8 protein-coding genes are annotated in these 13,629 nt (G+C 42.2%); 3 read left to right on the forward strand and 5 right to left on the reverse strand.

What is annotated here, in order from left to right; all coding sequences use genetic code 11:
* Positions 1-7: 7 nt before the first annotated feature.
* Positions 8-4,552 carry a glutamate synthase large subunit gene (gene gltB, locus AFK25_RS08310; protein ID WP_035067584.1) on the reverse strand — a complete coding sequence of 1,515 codons (4,545 nt, stop codon included), beginning with the start codon at positions 4,550-4,552 and terminating at the stop codon, positions 8-10.
* 119 nt (positions 4,553-4,671) lie between these two features.
* Here gltB and gltC point away from each other — a divergent pair, with 119 nt between their 5' ends.
* The gene (gltC, locus tag AFK25_RS08315) at positions 4,672-5,571 is read left to right on the forward strand and encodes a glutamate biosynthesis transcriptional regulator GltC (protein WP_019417806.1); all 900 of its coding nucleotides are present in this window, start codon (positions 4,672-4,674) and stop codon (positions 5,569-5,571) included.
* A gap of 34 nt (positions 5,572-5,605) precedes the next feature.
* On the opposite strand, the gene AFK25_RS08320 is transcribed toward gltC, so the two are convergent.
* Positions 5,606-6,967: a methyl-accepting chemotaxis protein gene (locus AFK25_RS08320; RefSeq protein WP_035067586.1), complete on the reverse strand. Its 1,362-nt coding sequence runs from the start codon at positions 6,965-6,967 to the stop codon at positions 5,606-5,608.
* A 564-nt stretch (positions 6,968-7,531) separates the two neighbouring features.
* On the opposite strand from AFK25_RS08320, the gene AFK25_RS08330 reads away from it, so the two are divergent.
* Entirely contained in the window at positions 7,532-7,996 is a 465-nt protein-coding gene (locus tag AFK25_RS08330) for a GyrI-like domain-containing protein (RefSeq protein WP_035067588.1), read from the forward strand.
* A gap of 52 nt (positions 7,997-8,048) precedes the next feature.
* Here AFK25_RS08330 and AFK25_RS08335 read toward each other — a convergent pair whose 3' ends face one another.
* The 3 genes from AFK25_RS08335 to AFK25_RS08345 all read right to left on the reverse strand — a co-directional run bounded on the left by AFK25_RS08335 (position 8,049) and on the right by AFK25_RS08345 (position 12,063).
* On the reverse strand, positions 8,049-8,972 hold the full coding sequence (locus AFK25_RS08335; RefSeq protein ID WP_009361421.1) for an AEC family transporter: 924 nt from the start codon (positions 8,970-8,972) through the stop codon (positions 8,049-8,051).
* A gap of 115 nt (positions 8,973-9,087) precedes the next feature.
* On the reverse strand, positions 9,088-10,518 hold the full coding sequence (locus tag AFK25_RS08340; protein ID WP_035067590.1) for an aldehyde dehydrogenase family protein: 1,431 nt from the start codon (positions 10,516-10,518) through the stop codon (positions 9,088-9,090).
* Positions 10,519-10,662: 144 nt separating this feature from the next.
* The gene (locus AFK25_RS08345; RefSeq protein ID WP_035067592.1) at positions 10,663-12,063 is read right to left on the reverse strand and encodes a cryptochrome/photolyase family protein; all 1,401 of its coding nucleotides are present in this window, start codon (positions 12,061-12,063) and stop codon (positions 10,663-10,665) included.
* Between the two features lie 88 nt (positions 12,064-12,151).
* Here AFK25_RS08345 and AFK25_RS08350 point away from each other — a divergent pair, with 88 nt between their 5' ends.
* Entirely contained in the window at positions 12,152-13,612 is a 1,461-nt protein-coding gene (locus tag AFK25_RS08350) for a phytoene desaturase family protein (protein ID WP_035067594.1), read from the forward strand.
* The last annotated feature ends 17 nt before the right edge of the window (positions 13,613-13,629 follow it).

Below are 13,629 nucleotides of genomic sequence, written 5' to 3' on the forward strand. Positions count from 1 at the left end.
CGATCGCTTACTTTGCGACCGCTTCGATCACTTTTTCAGCGACGACACCTTTTTTTGTGGCGACCGTTTCAAACGCTTGAAATACCGCTTCGTCATGCGACAGCCCGCGTTGCTTCATCGTCTCAATTGTTTCAATCATAAGCTTATAATTTTTCGGAATGACTTTGATGATGTCTTTCACAACTCGTTCCCAATTTGCAAGCACATACGCTGCTTTTGGACTTTCTGTATATTCATAATGTTTCATAATCATATGTTGTACATCTCGTATTTCGTTTTCATCTACTAATGACTCAAATAAAACGAGTTCACGGTTCGCTCGTTTTTTCCACGCATCGTCATCAGCAAGTACGTATGCTATACCACCGGACATTCCAGCGGCAAAATTTTTTCCAACAGAGCCGAGGATGACGACACGTCCGCCTGTCATATACTCACAGCCATGATCACCAACACCTTCAACAACGGCAACAACTCCGCTATTGCGAACGCAAAAACGTTCCCCAGCTCGACCGCGAATGTACGCTTCACCGCTTGTTGCACCGTAAAAAGCAACGTTTCCAATAATGACTTGATCACTACATGCAAACTCCGCTTCATGCGGTGGCCGAACGATTACTTTTCCGCCTGACAGCCCTTTTCCGACATAATCGTTCGCATCTCCGATGAGCGTCATCGTCATTCCTTTTGGTACAAACGCCGCAAAACTTTGACCGGCTGAGCCGTGAACATGTAGCCGGATCGTATCTTCTGGAAGACCTTCTTCTCCGTATCGTTTTGATATTTCACTCCCAGCCATTGCACCGACCGTGCGATGAACGTTGCGAATCGGGACATGTAACTGTATCGGTTTTTTATCTTCTAGCGCTTTCTTTACCGCTGGCAAAATCATCGTATGATCAAGCGTTTCATCGAGACGGTGGGATTGTGGTTTAGAAAACGTTCTCGGTCCATCCACTTGATACAACAAGCGCGATAAATCAAGATGTTTCGCTTTCCAATGTCGTTTCGCCCGCTCGCTTATTTTTAATACATCTACCCGTCCAACCATTTCTTCGATCGTACGGAAACCGAGTTGCGCCATCATCTCACGCACTTCTTGGGCGATAAAATACATGAAATTGACGATATGCTCTGGTTTCCCTGTAAATTTTGCCCGCAACTCCGGATTTTGTGTCGCTACACCAACGGGGCACGTATCTAAATGACAAACACGCATCATGACACATCCTAAAACGACAAGTGGAGCCGTCGCAAAACCAAATTCTTCTGCACCAAATAATGCGGCCATCACAACATCGCGGCCAGTCATTAATTTTCCGTCTGCTTCTAATACAACGCGATCTCGTAATCTGTTTAACATAAGCGTTTGATGCGTTTCAGCTAAACCGAGCTCCCACGGAACCCCTGCATGTTTAATGCTCGTTTTTGGCGAAGCGCCCGTACCACCGTCATATCCGCTAATGACGATCACATCGGCACCACCTTTAGCTACTCCTGCCGCGATCGTACCAACGCCGGATTTTGCAACGAGCTTCACACTAATGCGCGCATGACGATTCGCATTTTTTAAGTCATAAATGAGTTGAGCTAAATCTTCAATAGAATAAATGTCATGATGCGGTGGCGGTGAAATAAGTTCCACACCAGGCGTAGATCCACGCACGTTTCCAATCCACGGATATACTTTATTAGAAGGAAGTTGCCCCCCTTCTCCCGGTTTTGCACCTTGCGCCATTTTAATTTGTAACTCATCGGCATGGACTAAATAATGACTTTTTACACCGAACCGTCCCGATGCAACTTGCTTAATTGCACTGCGACGAAAATCACCATTTTCATCTCGTACATAGCGCCGCGGATCTTCTCCACCCTCTCCGCTATTGCTTTTTCCACCGATGCGATTCATCGCAATCGCAAGCGTTTCATGAGCTTCTTCGCTCAATGAACCATATGACATAGCCCCTGTTTTAAATCGGCGTACAATCGCTTCCACAGGTTCGACTTCTTCAATAGGAATCGGTGTGCGCGTTTCGTCAAACGTAAATAAATGACGTAAAAATGTCATTTGCTCTTCGTTTGCCATTTTCGAGTATTGTTTAAACAGTTCGTAGTCATTTTTTCGACATGCCCATTGTAACGTGTGAATCGTTTTCGGATTAAACGCATGATGTTCACCGTTTTTGCGCCATTGCAATTCACTTCCAGAATCTAATGTTTGATCATAAGATGTGTGGAACGCTTGCATATGACGCATTTTTGCTTCTTGAGCAATTTCATCCAAACCGATTCCGCCAATTTGTGATGCTGTTCCTGTAAAATATTGCTCAATCACATCCGCACCAATACCGACCGCTTCAAAAATTTGCGCCCCACGATAGCTTTGTACGGTTGAAATACCCATTTTTGACATCACTTTCACAACGCCATCCGTCGCTGCCTTTTTATATGTTTCTACTGCCTTTTCGTATGTGGAGTGAAGCACTCCTTTTTCGATCGCTTCTCGAATAGTCGCAAATGCTAAATACGGATGAATCGCATCTGCCCCATAACCGATTAACGCGGCAAAATGATGTACTTCACGCGCTTCTCCGCTTTCAACGATTAAGCTTACTTTTGTACGCGTCCCTTTTCGAACAAGATGTTGATGCACTGCGCTGACCGCAAGAAGGACAGGAATAGCTACACGTTGTTCATCTATTGATCGATCAGATAAAATGAGTAATGTCACACCGGAAGCGATGGCTTCATCTGCTGCTTGACATAATTCGTCTAACGCCTCTTTTAAGTTATCTGTAAAAACAGTTGACAACGTGACGCTAGCGAATTCGCGATACGGACTCATTCGAAGTGCCCTTAATTGTTTGTCGCTAATAATCGGGGACTGCAAACGAATGCGCCGAGCAGCAGACGCATCTAGATTTAACAAATCTCCTTCCTTGCCAAGCAACGTCACTGTTGATGTAACGATATATTCACGAATGGCATCGATCGGCGGATTTGTTACTTGCGCAAATAGTTGTTTAAAATAATTGAACAAGCTTTGTGGCCGGTCGGACAAAACCGCTAACGGTGTGTCATTTCCCATCGCCCCTGTCGGATCTTTTCCATCTGTCGCCATCGGAATGATCGTTTTCTCGACATCTTCATACGTATATCCGAACGCTTTTTGTTTCGTGACGAGATCGTCAATTACTTGTTCATCATCGTCAGTTGTAAATTGGTCAATTGAAACGATTTGTTCGTTTACCCATTGACGATACGGACGTTCATTGGCAATTTGTTTTTTCACTTCTTCATCAGATATGATCCGTCCTTGTTCGAAATCAATAAAAAGCATTTTCCCAGGGCTTAATCGTTCTTTATACAAGACGTTTTCTTGTTCAACATCAACAACTCCAACTTCTGATGAAAAAATAATATAGTCATCTTTCGTCACATAATAACGAGCAGGGCGAAGACCGTTCCGATCTAAAATCCCTCCAATTTGTTTTCCGTTCGTAAACACGATCGCTGTCGGACCATCCCACGGCTCCATTAGACAGCTGTAATATTCATAAAACGCCTTCCGATCCTCGTCCATCTCTTCATCCCAATACCACGGTTCAGGAATGAGCATCATCGCCGTTTCAGCGAGCGATTTTCCTGCTAACACAAAAAATTCAAACGCATTATCGACCATAGATGAATCGCTTCCGTTCGTATCTAAAATCGGAAGCACTTTTTGTAAATCTTCACCAAAAACATGTGACGTAAATTGCTTCTCCCGGGCCATCATCCAATGAATGTTGCCACGCAACGTATTAATTTCTCCATTATGGATTAAATAACGGTTCGGATGCGCCCGCTCCCAACTTGGAAACGTATTTGTACTAAAGCGAGAATGAACGAGCGCAAACGCAGAACGAAATCGCTCATCTTGTAAATCGATATAAAAGGCATCTAGCTGTTCCGGAGTAACTAGTCCTTTGTAAACAATCGTGCGACTTGATAAACTCGCAAAATAATATTCATTGTTTTTTACGACTTTTTCTGCTCGTTTACGAATGACATATAACTTTCGCTCAAAGTGTTGTTCATCTGTCACTTCATCGCTCGCTGCAATAAAAAGCTGGCGAATAAACGGACGACTTTTTTTTGCTAATGTTCCGAGTTTTTCGACATCAACAGGCACATCTCGCCATCCGAGTAACGTTTGTCCTTCTTCATGAACGATATGAGAAATTTGATGCTCTAACATCATTCTTTTTTGCTCGCTATGCTCAAAAAAGAAAATCATCCCAACTCCGTAACGTCCTTTCGGAGGAAGCGAAAATGAACAAACGTCCCGAAAATAATCATCGGGAATTTGCACCATGATTCCAGCCCCGTCACCTGTTTGCGGGTCGCTTCCTTGACCGCCACGATGTTCTAATTGCCGTAGCATATGAAGGCCTTGCTTTACAATATGATGGGACGCTTTACCTTTTAAATGAGCATATAAACCAATCCCACATGCATCATGTTCAAACTGCGGACAGTACAATCCTTGCGCTTTTGGTAAACCTCTCATGTGAATCCCCCATTCCGTCATCATGTATGTATAATTGTAGATTTCAATAATCATACAAACAATATATAATTTAGATAACATTCATCTCATTTCGAGAACGATAGAAAGGATTAACAAATATGGAATTAAGACAGCTCATTTATTTCACGGAAGTTGCGAAACGGGAACATGTGTCAGAAGCTGCTGAAGCATTGCATGTTGCACAATCCGCCATCAGTCGCCAAATTGCCAATTTGGAGGATGAGCTTGGGGTCAAACTGTTTGAACGAGAAGGAAGAAATGTGAAACTAACACCGATCGGACGGCACTTTTTACAACATATTGAATTAGCACTAAAAGCGATCGATTATGCGAAACAACAAATTGAGGAATATTTAGATCCAGAACGAGGAACGATCAAAATTGGTTTTCCAACAAGTCTCGCTAGCTATACGATGCCGATGGTCATTTCTACGTTTAAACAACAACATCCACACATTTCCTTTCATTTACGCCAAGGGTCGTATAAATTTTTAATCGAGGCGGTGAAAAAGCGAGAAATCGATTTAGCTTTTTTAGGTCCTGTTCCAACAGAGGAAAAAGGTATTCGAGGGGATATTTTATTTACAGAGTCGTTCGCAGCGCTCATTCCAAAAGATCATCCTCTTAGTCAAAAACGAAGCATTGCGCTAAGTGAATTACGACACGAGCCATTCGTCATGTTTCCAGAAGGATTTATTTTGCGAAAAATAGTAGAAGATGCTTGTAAACAAGCAGGCTTTTCTCCAATTATTTCATCGGAAGGGGAAGATTTAGATGCGATCAAAGGGCTCGTTTCAGCAAGTATTGGCGTCACTTTATTACCAGAAAGCACGTTTTATGAGACAACTCCACGCTATACAGTGAAAGTGCCAATCGAACTTCCGCTCGTTCGTCGCAACGTCGGAATTATTTTACCGAATCACGATCTAGCACCATCTGTCAACGTATTTTATCAGTTCGTCAAACAATTTTTCGCTATGTTAGATCGATACCAGTAAGCCAGCTGATGTGCATAGCTGGCTTACTGTATAACTACACAGATAAATCGATACCAACAACCCCAACAACACAACCTTCTTGAACAATTGGTGCTGAAATGGTCAAACACGGCCGTTTTGTCAATGCTGATGTATATACAGAAGAAACGTACACATTGCCTTTAATCGCCTCGACAAACCACGGCCGAGCTTTGGCATTTACAAGACCTGCTGGGGGATTTGAGTAAATAAACGTTCCATCGATTCGATTTGACCAAACTGCCTCGACATTGTCGTTTACGTGTAAAAATTCATTTAAATACGACTCATGTTCACTCGCATCTAAGCGATCAAACGGATAAGAGCGCACAAATGATGTAAGCTTTTCTTTCATTCGTTCAATGACGCGCAAGTCCATAGAGAACGTTCTTTCATGGTCATCTTTTTTCATAATAGATTGTAATTCATTTGATGTTTTTTCAATCGCTTCATTGACTTTTAACATTTGTTCAACATTTTTATGCTGTATATCCATATGTTTCGCTACGTCATGCGCATAGTTTTTATTTTCCGATGCCATCGCTGAAATATATGCAAGCAAAGCTGAAATTTCTTGTACACTCGCTGTCTGCCCTTCAACAGATTGTGCCGATTCGTGCGCCAATGCAGTCATATCATGCAACCGTTCTTTAAACCCAACCATAAGAGATAATACACGGTTCATTTCGCTTGATCCGTTCTCGATTTGCTCATTTTCTACTTCTACCATTCTCATCGTCGAATGAATCCCCGATTGGATAGAAGATAAAATATTTCGCGTTTGTTCTACTGCCACAGATGTTTGATTCGCTAATTTTCCTACTTCATTCGCAACAACCGAAAATCCTCTACCATGCTCCCCGGCGCGTGCCGATTCAATATTTGCATTCAAGGCTAAAATACCCGTTTTTTGAGAAATTGAAGCAATCGTTGACAAAATGTGGCGAATTTCTTGTGACTGCTTAACTAACAACTCCATCTGACTAAGTAAAGCATAATGACTCGTTCGCAACTCATCCATGTCAAGTTGAAGTTTTTGTAATGAATTCCACGCCACAATGAGCTCATTATAGGACGCTTCACTATACTCATGAATGCGACGGGAAACATCGGAAACTTTTAATGCTGACGACTCGATGACTTTCGTCTTTTCTTCCACTTGTAATGTATAACTTACCGTTTTTTCTAAATGATCAACAAGTTGGAGCGTACTTTGTTGTGTTGCATTAGACGTATGATCAAGTGAACTAGCAGCTAATTTCATTTGTTCAACAACCGCTTTTAATTGATCAGCCGCCACTTCGATTTGACTTAGTATTTCACTCGACTTCTCCTCTCCAGATTCTTCTACTTTCAATCTCCTCTTTATCAAAAACATACACGCGCCCCCTTATGTTATATTTTATAACACAAATATAACATAAAAAGTAAACAAAACAAATATTTTTTCTTAATATTTTGAAATATGTGTTACTTTTCTTTACAACATACTTTTCAGAAAACACCCACATACGACTGTCGAACCAATTTTATCCCGCTCATTGTCGCTATCGTTTTGTTTAAAGCAATCGGAAACATTTCGCTGAAACGATGTAACATCATGATCGTCACGATCAGAGAACAAAGGTTTACGAGAAGAAAGCGAACAAATTGTTTTTTCCCCCTCCCGCTGATCGAAACGTCCACGCTCAATTTCATATGTAGCTATTGATCACTCCTACGCTATAGCCAAATATTTGTCACATACGGCACATAAAGTGCTATGAGGGATTACTCATCCCAACAACAATAAAACGAAAAAATGGAACGATATTATTCCATATCATGCAACACCTGCTGAAAAAATTAAAAGTTCATATTGGATTTTTATGTTAATATAAAAAGGTGAGAAATTTCAACTCATGCAAAAATGTCCATAAATTTAACAAAAGGAGATGCCAAAATGGAGTATAAAATTGAAACGATCCCATTTGAATTAACACTAGTAGGAAAAGGGTACCGCGTAAAAACAAACGAAGCATTTCAAACGATTCCTTCACTTTGGGTCCATGCCGAGAAGAATGGATTGATGCAACAACTTATTGATTTGTCATGGGAACAGCCAAAGTGCACACTTGAAGGACTGTTAGGCGTTTGCGGAAGAGATGCAACAATCACAGATGAGGAGTTTGTTTACTTCATGGGGGTACGCTATGACGGAGAAGTATCAAACATGGAACGAATGACGATTTCGCATGATACATGGGCGGTTATTCCCAATATTGACGAAGCGTGGCAGCAATTATATTCGCAATGGCTCCCTGCTTCTCAATATAAGCTCGCTCATTTTCCTTGTATCGAATGTTATTATCCGCCAACTCACCATCCGGAAAATGAATTGTGGGTTCCTGTTATCATGAAACTATAAAACAAACCTATGCCAAAAGAACCATAAACGGTGGGCTCCTTTGGCATGTGGGTTAAAAATAAACATGCGCTATACCGATGACACTAGCTACTGTCACCGGACTAAGCAAAGTGGATAAAAATACAGCTTGGGCTGCATATTCGGGATGATGATTGTATTCTAACGCATATAACGCTGTATTTCGCGAACAAGGATATGCACTCGCAATAAGCAACGCTTGGGCTGTAATTCCTTTTATATGTAAAATTAAAATGATTAAAAAAGCGATGAAAGGAGAGAGAATTAGCCGACTACCAATCGTTATAAACATGAGACGCGGAATACGTTTCATATTCATATAAGCAAGTTGAGCACCTAACGTCAACAAGGCAATCGCTAAAAAAGCATCAGCGACATGCTCAAGCGGCTGCCAAAGAAACGATGGTACAGAAATATGAAAAACTCGGAAAACAACACCAAAAATAAGGGCATAAATAATCGGATTTTTTAAAAATTCTCGAGTCATTTTCCCTTTCTTTTCACTTGCAGAAATAAACTGAAACAATCCATACGTGTTCGTTAAAAAGTTTTGAAAAATCGTTACGACAATTTGGATCGACAAACCTAGCGGCTCTTGGCGAAAAATAAGTTGGCTGACTGGGATACCAAAATTACCAGAATTGTTAAGCACCATTGTATTTTGAAACGTTGCCCCCAAACTTCGATCAAGCTTTAGCCATCTTGCCATCATCGCACTAAGCATAATAAGCGTCCCATTTTGTAGAACGAGAAAAAAGAGGATGTTCAACAGTACATCACTTGTTATGTCGCTCTCATAAATGTTTACAAACCCAACTGCCGGAAGCAAAAAATATGTCGTTATTTTTGACAACGTATTCATATCGAAATGAAACAATCGATGCAAATACGCCCCTGCACCAATCAACAAAAACAGCGGCAAAATGACATCAATCACAATGCGGATAAAAATGTCCAATGGAAGTCCCCCTTTTATGTATTACTTCCTTGCACTCATCCATCCTTCGCGCACCTGAACGAAAACGGCTCTTGTTTCAGACGACAAGAGCCAAAATTGTTCGATTGTGCACTCTTTACCGATTTCGGTTAAAAATAATAAGCTTTAACTCTGTCATTTCTTCTATTGCGTATCGAATACCTTCGCGCCCAAATCCGCTTTCTTTTACTCCGCCATACGGCATATGGTCAACACGAAACGTTGGAATGTCATTAATAAGCACTCCGCCGACGTGTAGTTTCTCAGCCGCTTCCCATGCGGTATGGACATTGTCTGTATATATGCCTGCTTGCAACCCGTAGCGCGAATCGTTGACGAGTGCAATCGCTTCGTCGACGGATGAAACTTGATTAATCAACACAATCGGCGCAAACACTTCTTGGCATGATACTTTCAATGTTGGTGATGCGTCTAAAATGACTGTCGGCAACAATATATTTCCTTGTCTCTCCCCACCAATGGCAACGGTAGCGCCTCCTTGTTTCGCTTCTTCGATCCATTGTAACGAACGCTCCACATCTTTTTCAGAAATAAGAGCCGAAACGTCTGTCTTCGGATCAAGCGGGTCACCCACTTTCAACTGCTTCACCGCTGCCACAAACTTTTCGACGAATTCTTTATACCGTTTTTCATGCACATAAATACGTTGCAAGGAAATACACACTTGCCCTTGGAACGAGAAAGCACCGACGACGCATCGCGGAATGATTCGATCAACGTCCACTTGTTCATCAATAATGACGGCTGAGTTTGACCCTAATTCTAGCGTCACACGTTTTAATCCAGCTTTGTTGCGAATAGCAATCCCTACTTCAGGACTTCCTGTAAATGTGATCATGCGAACACGTGGATCTGTCACAATTTGATCGCCAACTGTTTTTCCGCTTCCTGTCACGACGTTCAGTGCCCCTTTTGGCAATCCTGCTTGTTCAAACAACTCCGCGATAAAATACGCAGAAAGTGGCGTTTGGCTCGCAGGCTTCAATACGATCGTATTTCCAGATGCAATCGCAGGGCCTAGCTTATGCGCTACTAAATTCATCGGAAAATTAAACGGGGTAATCGCTCCAATCACTCCAATCGGTTCTCTGACCGTAAAAGCGACACGATGTTCCCCACCTGGCGCAGCATCAAGTGGAATCGTCTCCCCATGAATTCGCTTCGCCTCTTCCGCCGCAAATTTATACGTTTGAATCGTCCGCGCTACTTCCGCTTTGGCGGTCGTCATTGGCTTTGCGGCTTCTTTCGCAATGATCGTAGCCGCTTCGTCCGCCCGCTGTTGCAATAACGTCACGACTCTCTCTAAAATGGCCGCGCGTTCATGTGCAGGCATCTTCGCCATCGTTCGTCGCGCTTCATCCGCTGCCGCAATCGCCCGTTGGACATGTTGTTTTGTCGCAATTGGAATGTGTGCCAATACTTCCCCATCATATGGCGCCAAAAGTTCAGCGTACGACTCTGCTTCTACCCATTCTCCGTTAATGTAAAGCTTCTTTTTTTCTATCATTGTTCTCCCCCTTTCTCATCTCTCTCAATCAAAACGGCTCATAACAACGCTGAAGGATATACGCTCTTTATTTCTATTCTTTTTTTACAATTTATAATCCTTCATGATTTAACTAAAGCAAAAAAGCCCACTTCATCAAGTAGGCTATAATCGTTCATTCATTTGAAACAACGCAATCGCGCGTTGGCGTTGTAATGAATGGTCTACTGTCGGCGCAGGGTAATCGACTTTTATGTTACTTTTCCATGGCTCATGAATATGTGCCGAAGGGAGAGAAGAAAGTTCTGGTACATATGTGCGAATATACGTGCCATCTGGGTCAAATTTTTTCGACTGTTCAATCGGGTTAAAGACGCGAAAATACGGTACAGCATCTGTTCCGACAGAAGCAGCCCATTGCCATCCCCCGATATTTGATGCTTCATCGTAATCGATTAACATGTGCTGAAAATATTGTTCACCCATGCGCCAATCAATCAAATAATCTTTTGCTAAAAATGAAGCAACGACCATACGGAGACGATTGTGCATCCATCCTTCCTTTTTCAACTGGCGCATCCCTGCATCGACGAACGGAAAACCTGTTTTTCCTTCTTTCCACGCTTCAAAACGTTCGTGATCACGCAACCATGGAAGATGGCGATACTTTTCAATAAACGCTTCCGTCTTTGTAAACGGAAAATGTGCATAAATCATATGATAAAAATCACGCCAAGCTAGCTCTTTTATATACGTTTCTACCGCTTCGTCATAACCGTTGCCAAATTGTTGCGCAACCGCATGAAAAACGGTGCGAATAGAAATCGTCCCGGCTTTTATATGTGGAGATAAACGACTTGTCCCTGTAACGCTCGGGATATCTCGTTTCCGATGATAGTATGGGAGTGCCGTATCGATAAACTGCTGTAAAACATGTAAAGCGTCTTGTTCGCTCGTATGTTCCCAACGTTTCGTACATTGCGCAAGCCACATCGTAAACATGCGCTCATCTTGTTCGGAGAGCGGCGTGATATGTAACATATGAGCACGTAACAAATCGATGTCTACTGAAAGTGGAAAACGTTTCGGACGTTTTCGCCATGCGCGGTAATATGGTGTATATACTTTATAAGGCGTTCCATCTGCTTTTCGTACCTCAAATGCCCCATGCATATGCGCATCATCATATGTATACACTTCCACCCCATGCCTTTGTAACAACGCCTGAACATAATTATCCCGCTCTTTTCCGCGTCCAACTTCGTCTTTATTTAAAAAAATCGCACGCATATTTGTATGATAAATGAGGCGAGTAAACACTTGATCCGTATCCCCGTACAATACATGCATGTGAATGCCGTATTCACATAATGACTGGCGAAACCGCTCAACTGTTTGAAAAAAATATTCATGATGATACGTTCGCTCTTTCGCGAAATAAGGATCAAAATGGAAGAAAAAAAGAAGCTTTCCTTCCCTTTCTTTCGCCCAACGAAGCGCATGAACGAGCGCTGTATGATCGTGTAATCGAAAATCTCGGCGAAACCAAACAACAGCTGTCTGCATATATCCCACCCTTTCATATGTTACGTTTTTTATTGTACAATATTTGTTTAATAATTGTATAATAAAAAGAAAAAAGAAGGTGAACATATTGTACGATGTCATTGTTGTTGGAACAGGATTCGGAGGGATGACCGCAAGTGCGCTGCTTGCGAAAAAAGGATATCGCACACTCTCGATCGAAGCTGCCAGCGAACTCGGTGGATGTGCAGGAAAGTTCGAGCGACAGTCGTTTCGTTTTCAAGCAGGCGCTACACTTGGGATGGGATTTGAAGAAGGCGGCGTATTTTCACAACTATTTCATGAACTCGACATATCTCCCCCTCCTGTTCATTTATTGGATACGATCATGGACGTACATTTTTCGGAACGAACGATTCGATATTACCAACAAAAAGAACGTTGGTTTGACGAAATTGCCCGACAGTTTCCAAAAGATAGCGCAGCCATTGTTCGCTTTTTTGAAGAAATGTTTTCTCTGGCGGATGCGATGCTTTCGTTTGTATATAAACGACCGATCGTTCCTCCCAAAACGATCAAACAGTTATTTCAAGCGATGCAAAAAGCAGATCGCAAGCTAATAAGCGCAACACCATTTTTGTTTCAATCGATTGCGAAACGACTCCAACATTACGGCATTCGTGATGAAACGTTCATCGCTTTTTTAAACGGCCAACTCGTTGACAGTGTACAAACAACGATTGAGCGTTGTCCCGCTTTGCTTGGCGCCGTCGCCTTAAGCATATTTCATCGCGGAGCGTTTTACGTTGAAGGAGGGCTTGCAAACGTTGTTCATGCGCTTGCGGAACGTTACAAACAGCTTGGCGGAGAACAACGGATGCGTGAAAAAGTCGTATCCATTCGTAAACAACGTCATTGGCTTGTGACGACGAATCGAAAACAAACATATGAAGCAAAACACGTTGTATTTAATGGCTCTCTGCATAGTATTTTCTCCATTTTAGACGATTCAATAAAACGCATATTTTCGATTCGTGAAGAAAAGGAAAAAAAGCGCCCAGCTTGGGGAGCATTTACAATTTATCTTGGCATTGATGACAATTTACCATCAGATCGTTTATACCATCAATTTATTGTTGATCAAACAAAGCCGATGAGTGAAGGAAATCAATTTTTATTGTCCGCTTCCGCACCGTTCGATCGGCAAATGGCGCCTGTAGGAAAACGTTCCATAACGATTTCGACCCATACCGAACCACTTCATTGGTGGGATCGTCATGCGTATGATGAACAGAAAAAGATGCTTACAGAACAAATATTGCAACGTGTCAACAAAACATTCCCATTAACGAATATACATGTTCAATTAGTCGGCACACCTGTGACATTTTCTCGTTTTACTCATCGGGCGTTCGGAAAGGTAGGAGGATATATTCCAAACGGTGTTTTCAGTTTATTGTCTACGTATTCACCGCAAACAAATGTCGAAGGATTGTGGCTTTGCGGGGACACGGTATTTCCTGGCGCAGGCTCACTCGGCTGTGCATTATCAGGATGGATTGTGGCGGATGGCATTTCAGCAAGCAAATAGCTCTATACACAACACAT

Origin of the sequence: Anoxybacillus gonensis, assembly GCF_001187595.1 — a bacterium.
GTDB classification, from domain to species: domain Bacteria; phylum Bacillota; class Bacilli; order Bacillales; family Anoxybacillaceae; genus Anoxybacillus; species Anoxybacillus gonensis.

Excerpts from the sequence above, each read along its gene's own strand:
- AFK25_RS08320 (WP_035067586.1), bottom strand. The coding sequence starts at position 6,967 with ATGTTTTTGATAAAGAGGAGATTGAAAGTAGAAGAATCTGGAGAGGAG.
- AFK25_RS08345 (WP_035067592.1), bottom strand. The coding sequence starts at position 12,063 with ATGCAGACAGCTGTTGTTTGGTTTCGCCGAGATTTTCGATTACACGAT.
- AFK25_RS08340 (WP_035067590.1), bottom strand. The coding sequence starts at position 10,518 with ATGATAGAAAAAAAGAAGCTTTACATTAACGGAGAATGGGTAGAAGCA.
- gltC (WP_019417806.1), top strand. The coding sequence starts at position 4,672 with ATGGAATTAAGACAGCTCATTTATTTCACGGAAGTTGCGAAACGGGAA.
- AFK25_RS08330 (WP_035067588.1), top strand. The coding sequence starts at position 7,532 with ATGGAGTATAAAATTGAAACGATCCCATTTGAATTAACACTAGTAGGA.
- gltB (WP_035067584.1), bottom strand. The coding sequence starts at position 4,552 with ATGAGAGGTTTACCAAAAGCGCAAGGATTGTACTGTCCGCAGTTTGAA.